The sequence below is a fragment of the Achromobacter deleyi genome (assembly GCF_902859705.1).
GTDB classification, from domain to species: domain Bacteria; phylum Pseudomonadota; class Gammaproteobacteria; order Burkholderiales; family Burkholderiaceae_B; genus Achromobacter; species Achromobacter deleyi.
Map to the genome: position 1 here is coordinate 170542 of NZ_CADIJO010000003.1, position 16684 is coordinate 187225.

Genomic DNA, 16684 nt, shown 5'->3' on the forward strand with positions numbered 1-16684 from the left:
GAGCGGACATGGAATACTTTACGGTCTCGCTGTTGAACGGCGTGATCTACGGCCTGCTACTTTTCATGGTGTCGGCAGGCCTGACGCTGATCTTCGGCATGATGGGCGTGCTCAACTTCGCGCACGCCTCGTTCTACATGATAGGCGCGTACGCCGCCTACACCCTGGCGCCCGTCACCGGGTTCTGGACGGCGCTGGTGCTGGCCACCGTCATCGCGGGCGTGCTGGGCATGGGGGTGGAACGTTTCTTCCTGCGCCGCGTGCACAAGTTCGGCCACGCCCAGGAATTGCTGGTGACCTTCGGCCTGGCGTTCATCGTCGCCGAGCTCATCAAGCTGTTCTACGGCGACTTCCCGGTCGACTACCGCGTGCCGGCCTTCCTGAATTTCGCGGCGTTCCGCGTGTTCGATGCCGACTACCCCTTCTATCGCCTGCTGATGGGCGGCGTGTCGCTGGCGATGTTCGGCGTGATCTACCTGCTGCTGTCGCGCACCCGCGTCGGCATCGTGGTGCGCTCGGCCATCTACCGGCCGCGCATGGCAGAAGCCCTGGGCCACAACGTGCCGCTGGTGTTCATGAGCGTGTTCGGCGTGGGCGCGGCCATGGCCGGGCTGGCCGGCGCCGTGGCCGGCGCCTTCTACACCACCAATCCGAACATGGCGCTGGAACTGGGCGTGCTGGTGTTCGTGGTGGTCGTGGTGGGCGGGCTGGGGTCGCTGGGCGGCGCCATGATCGCGTCGCTGCTGATCGGCCTGATCAGTTCGTTCTCGGTCGGCATCGACGCCAGCCTCGCAACCCTGTTCGGCCTGTTCGGCGCCGGCGAGTGGGCCGAAAGCGTGGGCGGTTTGATGACCGTGAAGATATCCAGCCTGGCCGCCACGCTGCCCTTCCTGCTGATGCTGGTGGTGCTGCTGGTCAAGCCGTCGGGCCTGAAAGGAGAGCAAGCATGAGCCAGGCCATGAGTTCCACTGGCCGCATCTCGGCCGCCTTGCTGCTTGTCGTCTGTGTCGCCGCGCTGTGCGCCCTGCCCTGGCTGCTGCCGGCAGGCCAGCTGGTCGCGGCAGTGCAGATGCTGATCGCGGCGCTGTTTGCCTGCGCCTTCAACCTGCTGGCAGGCCAGGGCGGCATGCTGTCGTTCGGCCACGCGGCGTATTTCGGCGTGGGCACCTTCGCCACCATCCACGCCATGAACGCACTGGGCGGCGCGGGCCTGTTGCCCACGCCCTTGATGCCGCTGGCAGGCGGCGTGGCCGGCCTGCTGTTCGGCCTGGTCGCCGGCTGGTTCGCCACCATGCGGTCCGGCGTGTATTTTTCGATGATCACGCTGGCGCTGGCCGAGCTGCTGCACGCGCTGGCCCCGCACCTGAAAGGCGTGTTCGGCGGCGAAGCGGGCCTGTCGGCCATGCGCATGCCGGCCTGGGGCTTTTCCTTCGGGTCCGACATCGAGGTGTATTTCCTGGTGCTGGCCTGGGTGCTGGTGTCGCTGGCCGCGCTGTACGGGCTGACCCGCACGCCGCTGGGCCGCCTGACGCTGGGCCTGCGCGAAAACGCCAACCGCCTGCGCTACCTGGGCTACCGGCCGCATGCGCTCAAGACCCTGGTGTTCGCCTTGTCGGCCATGTTTGCCGGCATTGCCGGCGGCTTGCAGGCGCTGAACATCGAAGCCGGCAACTACGTGCTGTTCGAAGTCAAGCTGTCCACCGACGCGGTGCTGTTCGCCTATATCGGCGGCGTCAACGCCTTCCTGGGCCCGGTGCTGGGCGCATCGATCCTGACCTTCCTGTCGCAGACGCTGGCCGACATCACCCGTTCGTGGCTGCTGTACCAGGGCGTGCTGTTCGTGCTGGTGATGCTGTTCGTGCCGGACGGGCTGGTGGGCCTGGTGCAGCGCGCCGCCAAGTCGCTGCGCGAGCGCGGCCTGGCCGACTGGCTGCCGCGCGCCGCCGTGTCGGTCGCCAGCGGCCTGTTGCTGACGGCCGCCACGGTCTTCAGCGTGGAACTGCTGCAACGCATGTTCGCCCGCGACTACCGTGCGCTGCTGGCGATGAACCCCGATGCCGGCTGGCCCGCCATCGCGCTGTTCGGCCGTGATTGGGCGCCGCTGGCGCTGTCCACCTGGCTGGTGCCGCTGGCGTTGTTCGCCGCCGGCCTGGCCGCCTGCCGCTGGGCCATCGCCCTGTGGCGTAGCGGCAGCGATGCCGCGCCCGTGCTGGAGGCCGCGCGATGAGCCACGAAATCCTGACACTGACGGATGTGCGCAAGTCGTTCGGCGACGCACAGATCATCCGCGGCGTGAACCTGCAAGTGGAAGCCGGCGAACGCCATGCCGTCATCGGCCCCAACGGCGCCGGCAAGTCAACGCTGTTTCACCTGATGTCCGGCTCGTTCGCGCCGACCTCGGGCGACATCACCCTGCGTTCGCGTTCCATCGGCGGCCTGCCGCCCGAGCAGATCAACCGCCTGGGCCTGGCACGCTCGTTCCAGATCACCAACGTGTTCCCGCGCCTGTCGGTGCGCGAGAACCTGCGCCTGGCGGTGCTGCGCATGCACGGGCTGGTCTACAACTTCTGGCGCCCCATCGCCCGCCACCGCGCGGTGAACGAAAACGTCGACCAGCTGCTGGAAAAGGTGCGCCTGGCGCCCAAGCAGCACACCGCGGCAGGCGACCTGAACTATTCCGAGCAGCGTTCGCTGGAAATCGGCATGACGCTGGCTTCGCGTCCCAAGGTGATCCTGCTGGACGAGCCGATGGCGGGCATGTCGCAGCACGAGGTCGACTACACCGTCGAACTCATCAAGGACGTGACGCGCGACTGCACGCTGCTGATCGTCGAACACGACATGCAGGTGGTGTTCTCGCTGGCCGACCGCATCAGCGTGCTGGTCTACGGCGAAATCCTGGCCACCGGAACGCCGGCCGAGATCCGCGGCGACGCCCGCGTGCGCGAAGCCTACCTGGGAGAGGAAACGGTATGAGCATGCAATCCCCCCTGCTGGCGCTGCAAGGCGTGCACGCCCACTATGGCAAGAGCCACATCCTGCATGGCATCGATCTGACAGTGAATCGCGGCGAAGTGGTCAGCCTGCTGGGCCGCAACGGCGCCGGCCGCTCCACCACCATGAAAAGCATCATGGGGCTGGTGGACGTGACCGCCGGCCAAATCACCGTCGAAGGCCGCGACATCACCGGCAAGCGCCCCTTCGAGATCGCGCGCGCCGGACTGGGCTTCGTGCCGGAAGAACGCGAGGTCTTCGCCAACCTGACGGTGGACGAGAACCTGCGCATGGGCGAACAGCCGCCGCGCCCCGACGCGCCCGCATGGACGATCGAGCAGATGTTCGGCTACTTCCCCCGTCTGAAAGAGCGGCGCAACACCCGCGCCGGCAACCTGTCCGGCGGCGAACAGCAGATGCTGACCATGTGCCGCTCGTTGCTGGGCAACCCCAAGGTCATGCTGATCGACGAGCCCACCGAAGGGCTGGCGCCCAAGATCGTGGAAGTGATCGCCGATGTGATCCGCGACATCCACCAGCGCGGCGTATCGGTGGTGCTGGTCGAACAGAAGTTGACTATCGCGCTGAAGGTCTCGACCCGCGTCAGCGTGATGGGCCACGGCCGCATTGTTTTCGAAGGGCCGCCCGCGCAACTGCACGAGCGCCAGGACGTCGTGCAGGAATGGCTGGCGGTCTGACGCCGCCCGCGAACCTGCTCACGACAGACCTCTATCACGCACCGTTAAAGGCAAGCACTTGGACACGACCCCTGAAGTACCGCAGTCCGACGTCATCCACCCCGATCTGCGCGGCAAGACCGTAGTGATCACCGGCGGCGCCAAAGGCATCGGCTACGCCACCGCCCAGGCCTTCGTCCGCCAGGGCGCGCGCGTCGCGCTGCTGGACATGGACCCGGCCGCGCTGGCCGAGGCCGTGGCCGGCCTGCAATCCGCCGGCGGCGAAGCCCTGGCCGCGCAGGCCTCGGTCACCGACGCCGATGCCGTGGAGCGCGCCTTCGCCCAGGTCGAACAGGCCTGGGGCCGCATCGACGTGCTGGTCAACAACGCCGGCATCTCGGCCAACAAGCCCACGCTGGACGTCACCGTGGACGAATGGCGCCGCGCCGTCGACATCAACCTGACCGGCGTGTTCCTGTGCGCCCAGGCTGCCGGGCGCCGCATGGTGCCCAAGGGCGAAGGCTGCATCATCAACCTGGCGTCCATGTACGGCGTGGTGGCGGCGCCCGACCGCGCGGCCTACTGCGCCACCAAGGGCGCGGTGGTGCTGCTGACCGAGACCCTGGCCGTGGAATGGGGCCCGCAAGGCGTGCGCGTCAATGCGCTGGCGCCGGGCTACGTGGAAACGGACCTGGTGCGCGACCTGGCCGCGCGCGGCCGCCTGGACCCCGAACGCCTCAAGCAGCGCACGCCGCTGCGCCGCATGGCGCAGCCGGCCGAAATGGCCGACCTGGCGGTCTTCCTGGCCTCGCGCCAGGCCGCCTACATCACCGGACACACCCTGGTGGCCGATGGCGGCTGGAGCCGCTACAGCTACCTCTGACCGCATCGACGCTTACCTATCTTCTGGAGATTCATTCATGGCCACCTACCAACCGCTCGGCTCGCAAGCGCCCTGGCGGCAATTGACGGTCGACGCCAGCGACTGGCAGCAGGCGGACCCCGCGCTGCTGGCCACCATGCTGACGCAGCTGCACTGGATTCGCGCCTTTGAAGAGGCGGTGCTGGACCTGGCCGCCGCAGGCCTGGTGCACGGCCCGGCGCATTCGTCCGTGGGGCAGGAAGGCGGCGCCGTCGGTTCGGTGCTGGCGCTGGGCGCCGGCGACCAGATCAACGGCTCGCATCGCGGCCACCACCAGTTCCTGGCCAAGGCCTTGCAGCATGTCGCGCCGCTGGGCCTGGACCCGCGCCACCCGCTCACGCCCGCCATCGACGAAGTGCTGCACAAGACGCTGGCCGAGATCATGGGCCTGGCGCAGGGTTATTGCCGCGGCCGCGGCGGCAGCATGCACCTGCGCTGGCTGGAAGCCGGCGCGCTGGGCACCAACGCCATCGTCGGCGGCGGCGTGCCGCTGGCGGCCGGCGCGGCCTGGGCGCATCGCCATGCCGGCACCGACCGCGTGGCCGTCACCTACTTCGGCGACGGCGCGGTGAACATCGGCTCGGTGCTGGAAACGATGAACCTGACCGCCGCGTGGAAAACGCCGCTGTGCTTCTTCATCGAAAACAACCGCTATGCCGTGTCGACCACGGTGGAAGAATCCACCGCCGAGCCGCGCCTGTCGGCCCGCGGCCAGGCCTTCAACATCCCGGCCTGGCAGGTCGACGGCATGGACCCCCTCGCCGTGCACCTGGCCATGTCCGAAGCCGTGGCCCACATGCGCGCCGGCAACGGCCCGACCATCATCGAAGTGGATGTGTACCGCTTCTTCCACCAGAACGGCCCCTTCCCCGGCAGCGCCTTCGGCTACCGCAGCAAGGAAGAAGAAGCCGCGTGGCGCCGCCGCGATCCGCTGGACAGGATCGCTGCCGAGATGATCGGCCGCAAGCTGATCACGCAGGCCGAGGTCGATGCGCTGCGCCAGCAATGCAAGGACGTGATGAAGGACGTATCGGGCCGCCTGACCGAAGCGGCCGACGGCGGCAAGCGGCGCGTGCGCGCCGACCTGTGGCCGCGCCCCGACTTCCGTGACGTGGGCCTGCGCAGCGACGGCTCGGAACTGGAAGGCCTGCGCTACCAGGATACTGATGACCACACTGGCGCCCGCGTCGAACGCAAGTTCGTCGATGCCGTGGCCGACGTGCTGGACCGCCGCATGGAAACGGACCCAGGCGTCGTCGTGCTGGGCGAAGACGTGCACCGCCTGAAGGGCGGCACCAACGGCGCCACGCGCGGCCTGAAGGACAAGTACCCCGACCGCGTGCTGGGCACGCCCATTTCCGAAAACGCCTTCGCCGGCCTGGGCGGCGGCCTGGCCATGGACGGCCGCTACAAGCCGGTGGTGGAATTCATGTACCCCGACTTCATGTGGGTCGCGGCCGACCAGATCTTCAACCAGATCGGCAAGGCCCGCCACATGTTCGGCGGCGACATCGACATGCCTTTCGTCTTGCGCACCAAGGTCGCGATGGGCACGGGCTACGGCTCGCAGCACTCGATGGACCCGGCCGGCGTGTTCGCCACCGCGCCCGGCTGGCGCATCGTCGCGCCGTCCACGCCCTACGAATACATCGGCCTGATGAACACCGCGCTGGCCTCCAAGGACCCGGTGCTGGTGATCGAACACGTCGACCTGTACGCCTCGTCGGGCGACGTACCCGATGGCGACCTGGACTACGCCATTCCCTTTGGCAAGGCACGCGTGCGTCGCAGCGGCAACAAGGTCACGGTGCTGACTTACCTGTCGATGGTCAGCCGCGCCCTGAAGGCCGCCGAAGAGGCCGGCGTGGACGCCGAAGTGATCGACCTGCGCACGCTGGACCGCGCCAGCCTGGACTGGGACACCATCGGCGCCAGCATCCAGAAGACCAACAATGTGCTGATCGTGGAGCAAGGCGCGCGCGGCACCTCGTACGGCGCGATGCTGGCCGACGAAATCCAGCGTCGCTACTTCGACTGGCTGGACCAGCCGGTCAAGCGCGTTACCGGCGGCGAAGCCTCGCCCAGCATCTCCAAGGTGCTGGAACGTGCGGCCTTCGCCGACACCGAAGAAGTCATCGCCGGCCTGGCCGACGTGCTGGCCGACCTGGGAGAACAAGCATGAGCGCCCCCCTGGACATGACCGTGCCGATGGAAGTCGGCCTGTGCTGCGCCGACCTGGACGCCATGCTGGCGTTCTACACCGACGTGGTCGGCCTGACGCTGGTGAACCGCGTGAGCGTGCCCGCCGACAAGGCCCGGGCCACCGGCCTGACGCAACACGGTTACGACGTGGCACGCCTGCAGACAAGCTACGGCGAGCGCATCAAGCTCTTGCAACCCACCAAAGCCCCGGAACCCGCGGTGCGCGGCGCCGCCATCCTGGACCGCCAGGGCGCCACCTACCTGACCTTCATCGTGCGCGACCTGGCGGGCACCGTGGCGCGCCTGCAAGCGCGCGGCGTGGCGTTCGACAGCGCGCCCGCGCCGATGCAAGTGCGCCCCGGCACCTGGCTGGCGTTCTTCCGCGACCCCGAAGGCAATGTGCTGGAACTGGTCGAATACGACGACCCGGCGGCCTACCGGCCCGACCTGGCCGCGCACGCAGAATAGGACGAACAACGTGGCAACCCTGATCAAACTCCCCTCTGTCGCTGCCGACACCGATGGCGGCACGCTGCACCAGTGGCTCAAGCAGGAAGGCGACAGCGTCGCCGTCGGCGACGCGCTGGCCGAAATCGAAACCGAAAAGGCCATCGTCGAGATCAACGCCGAACAGGCCGGCGTGCTGGGCCGCATCGTCGTGCAGGCCGGCGCCGCCTCGGTGCCCATCAACACCGTCATCGGCGTGCTGCTGGCGCCAGGTGAAGGCGCGGCGGATATCGACCGTGCGCTGGCGGAAAGCGGCGCTGCCGCTGGCGGCGCGGGAACGCCAGCGCAAGCGTCAGAGGCCGGCAAGGCCGGCGCGTCGACGGGTGCTTCTACATCCGCGGCGGCAGCGCCAGTTGCCGAAGCCGCAGCTGCCTCTGCCTCGTCATCGGCCGGCCGAACGTCGGCTGTCGCATCGACCGCCACCGCATCGCGTTCCGCTACGCCCGGCGCCCGCGTCTTCGCCAGCCCCCTGGCCCGCCGCCTGGCCGCGCAATGGCATGTGGACCTGCTGGCCGTGAACGGCACCGGCCCGCACGGCCGCATCGTGCGCCGCGACGTCGAAGCCGCGCGCGACCAGGCCCCGGCCGCCATCGCCCAGCCGGCATCCGCCCGCGCGCCCGCCCGCCGCGTCCCGCACACCGGCATGCGCCGCGCCATTGCCCGCCGCCTGACCGAAAGCAAGCAGCATGTACCGCATTTCTACCTGACGCTGGACTGCCGCATGGACGCGCTGCTGGCCCTGCGTTCGCAGGCCAACCACGGCGGCACGGTCAAGCTGTCGGTCAATGACTTCATCGTGCGCGCCGCCGCCCTGGCGCTGCGCGAAGTGCCCGAGGTCAATGTCAGCTGGCACGACGACGCCATCGAATTCCATGCCGGCGCCGACGTCAGCGTGGCAGTGGCCACCGACGGCGGCCTGGTCACGCCCATCGTGCGCGACGCCGACGTGAAGCCCCTGTCCGCCATCGCCACGGAAATCGTGGAGCTGGCCGGCCGCGCCAAGATCAACCGGTTGAAGCCCGAGGAATTCACCGGCGGCTCGCTCACGGTCAGCAACCTGGGCATGTACGGCATCAAGCAGTTCGCCGCCATCATCAACCCGCCGCAAGCCGCGATCCTGGCCGTGGGTGCCGCCGAACGCCGCCCCATCGTGACCGAAAACGGCGACCTGGCAGCCGCCACGGTGATGACCGTGACGCTGTCGGCCGACCACCGGGCCGTTGACGGCGCCGTGGGCGCGCGCTGGCTGGCGGCCTTCAAGTCGCTGATCGAAAACCCCGTGCGCATCCTGCTGTGAGCCCCGCCATGACCAAAACGACGTTTGACCTGGTGGTCGTGGGCGGCGGCCCCGGCGGCTACGTGGCCGCCATCCGCGCGGCGCAACTAGGCCTGTCCACCGCGCTGGTAGAGCGCGCCGAACTCGGCGGCATCTGCCTGAACTGGGGCTGCATTCCCACCAAGGCCCTGCTGCACAGCGCCACCGTGCTGCGCGCCTGCCGCGACGCCGCCCACTACGGCGTGACGGGCGCCGCCGACGCCCAGCCCGACCTTGCCGCCATGGTGGCCCGCTCGCGCAAAGTCGCCGGCCGCCTGGGCCAGGGCGTGGCCCACCTGATGAAAAAGAATGCCATCAGCGTCTTTACTGCCAACGCCAAACTGGCTGGCAGCGGCCGCGTGGCGCTGGACAACGGCACGACGCTGTCTGCCCGCCACATCATCCTGGCCACCGGCGCCCGCGCCCGCGAACTGCCCGCCCTGCCCAGCGGCGAGCGCATCTGGACCTACCGCCAGGCCCTGACGCCCCCGGCCCTGCCCGAGTCGCTGCTGGTCGTGGGCGCAGGCGCCATCGGCGCCGAATTCGCCAGCTTCTACCGCGCCGTGGGCGTAGACGTCACGCTGATCGACATGACCGCGGACATCCTGCCGCAGGAAGACGCCGACATATCCGCCCTGGCCCGCAAGGCCTTCGAGAAACAGGGCATCCGCGTGCTGACCCAATGCGCCGTCAAGTCATCCAGCCTGACCGCCACCGGCGTCAAGGTCGTGCTCGACCAGCAGGGCAGACAGACCGAACTGGAAGTCGACCGCGTCATCGTCGCCGCCGGCATCGTCGGCAACGTCGAAAACCTGGGCCTGGAACAAACCCGCGTCAAAGTCGAAAAGACCCACATCGTCACCGACGGCCTGTGCCGCACCGCCGAACCCGGCGTCTATGCCATCGGCGACGTGGCCGGCGCCCCCTGGCTGGCCCACAAGGCCAGCCACGAAGCCGTGCTGTGCGTCGAAGCCATCGCCGGCCAGCCCGTCCACCCCATCGACCCGCTGCGCATCCCGGCCTGCACCTACTCACATCCCCAGGTCGCCAGCATCGGCATGACCGAAGCCCGCGCCCGCGAACACGCCAGGCAGACCGGCGGCGACATCCGCATCGGCAAATTCACCTTCGCCGGCAACGGCAAAGCCATCGCCATGGGCGAAGACCAGGGCCTGGTCAAAACCGTCTTCGACGCCGCCACCGGCCAACTGCTCGGCGCCCACATCATCCACCCCGAAGCCTCGGAACTGATCACCGGCTACGGCGTCGCCACTGCGCTCGAAGCCACCGAAGAAGACCTGATGCACACCATCTTCGCGCACCCGACCTTGTCGGAAACGCTGCACGAATCGGTGCTGTCCGCGTTCGGCCGCGCACTGCACGGATAAAGCATCGCAGCACCCGACGCGCGGCATGCCGTGCAACGGCCTGCGTGCAGGATGCCGTGCTACCACCTGCGTGCAGGATGCCGCGAGCTGAGCGCTGCGTCCCCAACGCTGCGTGCCGGGTGCAATCGCCCCTGGCACGCCTCTTTCACAACCGGCTGGCGAAGAAATCCAGAAAGCACGCAATCCGCCGCGACAACTGCGTATTGCGGTAGTACACCGCATGCATCGGCTGCAGGTAATCGGTGTGGATATCTTCCATGATCCGCACCAGCCGCCCCGCTTCCAGATCTTCCTGCGACACAAAGTCCGACAGGCAGGCAATCCCCACCCCCCGCAACGCCAGCTGCCGCTGCGTTTCACCGCTGGACGTCGCCAACGTAGGCGTCGCCAGATAACTCGACCCGCCCGCATGCCGCAGCGGCCAGACATTCAGGCTTTCAGGCTGCGTGAACCCCAGCAGCTCATGCCCTTCCAGATCGTCCACCGTCTTCGGCACCCCTCGCCGCGCCAGATAATCCGGACTCGCCATCAACCACCGCGGCCGCGGCCGCAACGGCCGCGCATGCAACGTCGAATCATTCAACGGCCCCATCCGCAACGCCACATCCGTACGATGCTCGATCAGATCCACAATCCGATCATTGCTGGTCAACTCCAACGAAATCGCCGGATACTCCCGCCGAAAATCCGCCACATGCGGCACCACGCAATGCAGCATCACCGGCACCGACGCATCCACCCGCAACCGCCCCGCCGGCTGCTGATTCACGATGCGCATGCATTCCTCAGCTTCTTCCAACGACTGCACAATCTGCCGCGCCTTCTGCAAAAAGTGCGCCCCCTCCGCCGTCAACTCCATCCGCCGCGTCGTCCGCGTCAACAACGCCACCCCCAAATCCTCTTCCAACCGCGACAACCCCCGACTCACCCCCGAAGCCGTCTGCCCCAACATCTCCGCCGCAGCACTCATGGACCCCGCGTCGACCACGCCCAGGAACAACCGCAAAGCATCAGAATTCAGGCTCATTTTTGACCCCCAGTCACGAATACCCAAATTCTATAGCCGCCCACCGCTTATCCAGCGGCGCGGATGCCATGAATCCCAACAAGCTCTTGAGCGCCGGATGGGCGGCGCGCGAGACAAAGGCCATGCGCAAGCCAGTCCGTGCCGCGCCGCCCATCACCGCCCCCCCCACGACGAACAGAACCCCTAGCAAACCGATCTCCAGCAGCGCGAAGCGCCCCCGCAACACTTTCTAGAAACGCAATGCCAAACGTGGCCGCCCGCGCGGCCACGGCTTGGCGACCCCGCAGATTCCATTCCCTGAACACAGGTCTAACGGCGCGACAAACTTCGAAAACCGTAGCCCGTCGCGGGGGTGGCTTGCGGAGTGGGCAACCTCGATGCGCCCGAGGGAATCCGTAGGGAGCCGAAGGCGTACGAGGATGACGAAGGGGAAGTCCGGCGCCGGCGCGCCGGACCGCAATCGTGGGCGCCCACTCCGCAAGCCACCCCCGCGCCGGGCGACCTACGAAGAACAAACAATCCAACGCACAAAAAAAACGGCGCCCTCAAGGCGCCGTTCCCTAATTCACCAGCAAAGCATCACCGCTTCTGCTTCAACTGCGACAAATCCCGCACAGCCCCCCGATCCGCAGAAGTCGCCAACGCCGCATAAGCCTGCAACGCCAACGACACAACCCGCTCCCGCCCCACAGGCTCCCAAGCATTCTCCCGAGCTTCCATAGCAGCCCGACGCCGAGCCAGCTCCGAATCAGAAACCGCCAGATGCATCTTCCGATTCGGAATATCGATCTCGATCGTATCGCCGTCTTCCACCAGCCCGATCGTGCCGCCTTCCGCCGCTTCCGGCGACGCATGCCCGATCACCAGCCCCGACGAACCGCCCGAAAAGCGCCCGTCCGTAAACAGCGCGCACGTCTTGCCCAGGCCCTTGGACTTCAAGTACGACGTCGGGTACAGCATCTCTTGCATCCCCGGACCGCCCTTCGGGCCTTCGTAGCGGATCACCACCACGTCGCCCGCCACGATCTTGTCGCCCAGAATGCCTTCCACCGCGTCGTCCTGGCTCTCGAACACCCGCGCACGGCCCGTAAAGACCCATTGCGACTCGTCCACGCCAGCCGTCTTCACAATGCAGCCCTTCTCGGCCAGATTGCCGTACAGCACTGCCAGGCCGCCGTCCTTCGAGTAGGCGTTTTCCTTGCTGCGGATGCAGCCCGTCTTGCGGTCCGTATCCAGCGTCAGGAACGTGGCGTCCTGGCTGAACGCCACCGTCGTCGGGATGCCGCCGGGGGCCGCGCGGTAGAACTTCTGCGCCGCTTCACCCGCGCCGCCCGCCACGTCCCATTGTTCGATGGCCTTGCCCAGCGTGCCGCTGTGCACGTTGCCGCAGGACAGGTCCAGCAGGTCCGCACGCGCCAGTTCACCCAGGATGCCCAGGATGCCGCCGGCGCGGTGCACGTCTTCGATGTGGTACTTGTCGGTGGCCGGCGCCGCCTTGCACAGGCACGGCACCTTGCGCGAAATGCGGTCGATGTCCGCCATCGTGAAATCCACGCCCGCTTCCTGCGCCGCGGCCAGCAGATGCAGCACCGTGTTCGTCGAACCGCCCATCGCCACGTCCAGCGCCATCGCGTTCTGGAACGCGGACTTGGTCGCGATATTGCGCGGCAGCACCGATTCGTCTTCTTCCACGTAATAGCGGCGGCACAGGTCCACCACCAGGCGGCCAGCCTGCTCGAACAGGCCCTTGCGCCACGCGTGCGTGGCCACGATCGTGCCGTTGCCCGGCAACGCCAGGCCGATGGCCTCGGTCAGACAGTTCATCGAGTTGGCCGTGAACATGCCGGAACAGGAGCCGCAGGTCGGGCATGCGCTGCGTTCGACTTCCGCCACTTCCGCGTCCGACACCTTCGGGTCGGCCGCCTTGATCATCGCGTCGATCAGGTCGATCTTGGCGATGACCTTGCCGTCGGTCGGCGACTTGACCTTGCCCGCTTCCATCGGGCCGCCCGACACGAACACCACCGGGATGTTCAGGCGCATCGCGGCCATCAGCATCCCCGGGGTGATCTTGTCGCAGTTCGAGATGCAGACCATCGCGTCGGCACAGTGCGCGTTCACCATGTATTCGACCGAGTCGGCGATCAGTTCGCGCGACGGCAGCGAATACAGCATGCCGCCGTGGCCCATGGCGATGCCGTCATCGACGGCGATGGTGTTGAATTCCTTGGCGACGCCGCCGGCGGCTTCGATTTCCTTGGCGACCAGCGCGCCCAGGTCGCGCAGGTGCACGTGGCCCGGCACGAACTGCGTGAACGAGTTGACCACCGCGATGATCGGCTTGCCGAAGTCTCCGTCCTTCATGCCGGTGGCGCGCCAGAGGGCGCGGGCGCCGGCCATATTGCGGCCGTGGGTCGAGGTGCGGGAACGGTAGTGCGGCATGATCTTGTCTCAGGCGGTTAGCGTGGGCGGCAAAACGGTAAATAATACGCTGGTTCCGGCCGGCAGCGTCCGCAGGCCACCCTGGGGCCGCTACATGGCCATCAGGCGGACGCCGTGCCGCGGGCCGCGAATGCGCTGGGCGGCTCGCCCAACGCCTTGCGAAACATCGCCGCGAACGCGCTGGGGCTTTCGTAGCCCAGGTCCAGCGCCACGTCCAGCACCCGGTCGCCGCGCGCCAGCCGCTCCATCGCCGCCAGCAGCCGCGCCTGCTGGCGCCAGCGGCCGAAGGTCATGCCCGTATGGCGCAGAAACAGGCGGTGCACCGTCTTGGGATCCACCCCCAATTCCCGCGCCCAGTCGGCCGCGCCCGCCTGGCGCTCGGGATGGCGCACGATGGCGCGGCAGATGCGGGCCAGGCGCGGCTCGGACGGCTGCGGCAGGTGCAGCGGCAGCACCGGATCTTCTTTCAGTTCGTCCAGCAGCAGCATCATCAGGCGGCCGTCGCGGGTGCCGGGCTTCCAGTCCAGCGGCACCTCGGCAGCCGCCACCATCAGCTCGCGCAGCAGCGGCGACACCGACAGCACGCAGCATTCGGCCGGCAGATGCGCCACCGCGCCCGGTTCGACGAACACCGTGCGCATGCGCGGCTCGCCGCTCATGCGGATGGCGTGCGGCATCCAGGCCGGCACCCAGACGCCGCGCGTAGGCGGCACCACCCAGATGCCCGCGTCGGTATCCACCACCATCACCCCCGAAATCGCGTACAGCAGCTGCGACCGGCGATGCCGGTGGCGCCGCACGCGATGGCCGTCCTCGTAATCCACCGCCAGCCCGGCCACCGGGCGTAGCGATGATTCATAAGGAAACAGGTCCAGGCCGGCGGGCTTGCGGGCCTTGGTCGGCGTGGGCGACGGGTTGGATTTGTCCATTTCTCGACGATTGATGCCTGAATGGCGTTAGACGGTCTTTTCCAGTGTACCTACCATCCTGGCCAACCTGTCTGATTCCCCTGTTGGCCTGTCCGATTCATGTCTGCCCGCCCGACCGTCGCCCCCACCCGTTCCGCCCTGCGCGGATCGGTCACGGCCGCCGTGGCCGGGCACGGACAGCGTGCCGCGCTACGACTAGCGCGCGGTTGCCGGGCCTTGCGCCCCGTGGCCGCCCGGCAGCCCCGGGCCCTCTGACGGGCCCGTTCGCCACCTCCCTTGCCCGACCGCCGCAGACCGGCGGCCCACACACGCCGCGCTCTCCTGCGCGGCCGGAGGTTTGCATGCTTGACCATCCCCAACACAAATACCGCCCTGTCCAACCCTTCACGCACGACTACGCCCAGCGCACCTGGCCCAGCCGGCGCCTGCAAGCGCCGCCCGTGTGGATGAGCACCGATATGCGCGACGGCAACCAGGCCCTGATCGAACCGATGGACGCGGCCCGCAAGCTGCGCTTCTTCGAGCAACTGGTGGCCGTGGGACTCAAGGAAATCGAGGTGGCCTTTCCGTCGGCCTCGGACACCGACTTCAATTTCGTGCGCAAGCTGATCGAAGAGCGGCGCATTCCGGACGACGTCACCATTGAAGTGCTGACGCAATCGCGACCCGACCTGATCGCCCGCACCTTCGAGGCGCTGCGCGGCGCGCCCCGCGCCATCGTGCACCTGTACAACCCCATCGCGCCGCAGTGGCGTCGCATCGTCTTCGGCATGAGCCGCGCCGAGATCAAGGAGATCGCCCTGGCCGGCACGCGCCAGATCCGTGCGCTGGCCGATGCGCACCCGGACACGGCGTGGACCTACGAGTATTCGCCCGAGACCTTCAGCCTGGCCGAACTGGATTTCGCGCTGGAGGTCTGCGATGCGGTCAGCGCCATCTGGGGGCCCACGCCCGAACGCAAGATGATCATCAACCTTCCGTCCACCGTGGAATGCAGCAGCGCCAACGTCTATGCGGACCAGATCGAATGGATGCACCGGCACCTGGCGCGGCGCGACAGCATCGTGCTGAGCGTGCATCCGCACAATGATCGCGGCACCGCCGTGGCCTCGGCTGAACTGGCGGTGCTGGCCGGCGCCGACCGCGTGGAAGGCTGCCTGTTCGGCAACGGCGAACGCACCGGCAACGTCGACCTGGTGACGCTGGCCATGAACCTGGACAGGCAAGGCATCGCCAGCGGCCTGGACTTCACCGACATGGCGGCCGTGCGCGATTGTGTCGAGGCCTGCAACCAGTTGCCGGTGGACGTATTCCACCCCTATGCGTTCAGCGCCGCAGCGCCAGCAAGGCCTCTTGCAGGTGCCGCAAGCCCCGGCTGAGCGGCTTGTCGCGGCGCACGACGATGGCCAGCGTGCGTGACAGGCGCGGCGTCAACGACCGCACGACCAAGGCACTGCGCTGGCCCGCGCCTGACACCGCCAGCCTGGGCAGCACCGCGCAGCCCAGGCCGGCGGCCACGATTTCCTTCATGGCCTCGGTGCTGCCCAGTTCCATCACCGGCTTGGCCGCCACGCCTGCGGCTTCGAACCAGTCGTCCACCAGCCGGCGGGTGCGCGCCCCCGGTTCGAACAGCACCAGCGGCAGCGCGGCCAAGGCCTGCGGCGTAGCCGTATCGGGAATGGCCAGCGCGCCGCGGACGGGAAAGATCGCCACGAACTCGTCTTCGAGTACCGGCGTGGCCTCGATCATGCGGCCCGGCGCCGGCAGCGTCACCAGGCCGATGTCCAGCGTATTGTTTTCCAGACCTCGCAGCATGTCGGCGGTGTTGCCGGTGCTGGCCACCACGTCCAGCGCCGGAAAACGGCGCCGCAGGTCGGCCAGCAACGGCGGCAACAAGTAGGTGCAGGCGGTGGCGCCGGTGCCCAGGCGCACCCGGCCCGTCACCTGGGAGGCATGCGCCGTCATGGCCTGTTCGGCCTGCGTCAGCGCAGCGTCGATGGCGCGGATGTGGGTCAGCAATTCCAGCCCGGCGGCGGTGGGACCCGCGCGGCGGCCCACACGTTCGACCAGCTTCAGGCCGAAGCGGCGTTCCAGCTGGCGCACCTGCAGGCTGACCGCTGGCTGCGTGATGCCGCCGCGCTCGGCGGCGGCCGAAAAGCTGCCCAGTTCGATGACCTGCGCAAAGGTGCGCAGGGCGTCCAGGTTCAGTCCCCGCATGTGCCCGCTCCGTGAGATTTCCCGGCCCCGTGCCGTGCCCCATGGCGACCGGTCAAGGGTCGGC

Annotated in this window: 14 protein-coding genes; 10 read left to right on the top strand and 4 right to left on the bottom strand. The window is 68.0% G+C overall.

Translation table 11 applies throughout. The features are described from left to right. Positions 1-8 precede the first annotated feature (8 nt). The 9 genes from HV798_RS05765 to lpdA are packed head-to-tail and all read left to right on the top strand — an operon-like array spanning position 9 to position 10005. The gene (locus HV798_RS05765; protein ID WP_175191686.1) at positions 9-950 is read left to right on the top strand and encodes a branched-chain amino acid ABC transporter permease; all 942 of its coding nucleotides are present in this window, start codon (positions 9-11) and stop codon (positions 948-950) included. Beyond that, positions 947-2227, top strand: a complete 1281-nt coding sequence (locus HV798_RS05770; RefSeq protein WP_175191685.1) for a branched-chain amino acid ABC transporter permease — start codon at positions 947-949, stop codon at positions 2225-2227. Before HV798_RS05765 ends, HV798_RS05770 begins: the two co-directional genes overlap by 4 nt. Then, positions 2224-2976 carry an ABC transporter ATP-binding protein gene (locus HV798_RS05775; RefSeq protein WP_025138265.1) on the top strand — a complete coding sequence of 251 codons (753 nt, stop codon included), beginning with the start codon at positions 2224-2226 and terminating at the stop codon, positions 2974-2976. The genes HV798_RS05770 and HV798_RS05775 overlap by 4 nt, the downstream gene beginning before the upstream one ends. After that, on the top strand, positions 2973-3692 hold the full coding sequence (locus HV798_RS05780) for an ABC transporter ATP-binding protein (protein WP_025138266.1): 720 nt from the start codon (positions 2973-2975) through the stop codon (positions 3690-3692). Before HV798_RS05775 ends, HV798_RS05780 begins: the two co-directional genes overlap by 4 nt. A gap of 58 nt (positions 3693-3750) precedes the next feature. Then, positions 3751-4554 (top strand): SDR family NAD(P)-dependent oxidoreductase, encoded by an 804-nt coding sequence (locus HV798_RS05785; protein ID WP_217481151.1) that lies wholly within the window; start codon positions 3751-3753, stop codon positions 4552-4554. A gap of 37 nt (positions 4555-4591) precedes the next feature. After that, the gene (locus tag HV798_RS05790; RefSeq protein WP_175191684.1) at positions 4592-6775 is read left to right on the top strand and encodes an alpha-ketoacid dehydrogenase subunit alpha/beta; all 2184 of its coding nucleotides are present in this window, start codon (positions 4592-4594) and stop codon (positions 6773-6775) included. Next, positions 6772-7263 carry a VOC family protein gene (locus tag HV798_RS05795; RefSeq protein ID WP_175191683.1) on the top strand — a complete coding sequence of 164 codons (492 nt, stop codon included), beginning with the start codon at positions 6772-6774 and terminating at the stop codon, positions 7261-7263. Before HV798_RS05790 ends, HV798_RS05795 begins: the two co-directional genes overlap by 4 nt. A 10-nt stretch (positions 7264-7273) precedes the next feature. Continuing rightward, positions 7274-8599: a pyruvate dehydrogenase complex dihydrolipoamide acetyltransferase gene (locus HV798_RS05800; RefSeq protein WP_175191682.1), complete on the top strand. Its 1326-nt coding sequence runs from the start codon at positions 7274-7276 to the stop codon at positions 8597-8599. Positions 8600-8607: 8 nt separating this feature from the next. Continuing rightward, on the top strand, positions 8608-10005 hold the full coding sequence (gene lpdA, locus HV798_RS05805) for a dihydrolipoyl dehydrogenase (protein ID WP_175191681.1): 1398 nt from the start codon (positions 8608-8610) through the stop codon (positions 10003-10005). A 145-nt stretch (positions 10006-10150) separates the two neighbouring features. Here lpdA and HV798_RS05810 read toward each other — a convergent pair whose 3' ends face one another. From HV798_RS05810 to HV798_RS05820, 3 genes are all read right to left on the bottom strand, one after another. Next, complete coding sequence (locus tag HV798_RS05810; RefSeq protein WP_175191680.1) at positions 10151-11032, bottom strand: LysR family transcriptional regulator; 882 nt, start codon at positions 11030-11032, stop codon at positions 10151-10153. Between the two features lie 579 nt (positions 11033-11611). Then, positions 11612-13474 carry a dihydroxy-acid dehydratase gene (gene ilvD / locus HV798_RS05815; RefSeq protein ID WP_175191679.1) on the bottom strand — a complete coding sequence of 621 codons (1863 nt, stop codon included), beginning with the start codon at positions 13472-13474 and terminating at the stop codon, positions 11612-11614. Between the two features lie 101 nt (positions 13475-13575). Continuing rightward, positions 13576-14403 carry an AraC family transcriptional regulator gene (locus tag HV798_RS05820; RefSeq protein WP_175191678.1) on the bottom strand — a complete coding sequence of 276 codons (828 nt, stop codon included), beginning with the start codon at positions 14401-14403 and terminating at the stop codon, positions 13576-13578. A gap of 341 nt (positions 14404-14744) precedes the next feature. Here HV798_RS05820 and HV798_RS05825 point away from each other — a divergent pair, with 341 nt between their 5' ends. Further along, on the top strand, positions 14745-15782 hold the full coding sequence (locus HV798_RS05825) for a 2-isopropylmalate synthase (RefSeq protein WP_175191677.1): 1038 nt from the start codon (positions 14745-14747) through the stop codon (positions 15780-15782). Here the strand turns inward: HV798_RS05825 and HV798_RS05830 are convergent. After that, a complete protein-coding gene (locus HV798_RS05830) occupies positions 15730-16620 on the bottom strand; it encodes a LysR family transcriptional regulator (RefSeq protein ID WP_175191676.1) in 891 nt (296 codons plus the stop codon). The two genes, HV798_RS05825 and HV798_RS05830, sit on opposite strands and share 53 nt — an antisense overlap. Positions 16621-16684: the final 64 nt, after the last annotated feature.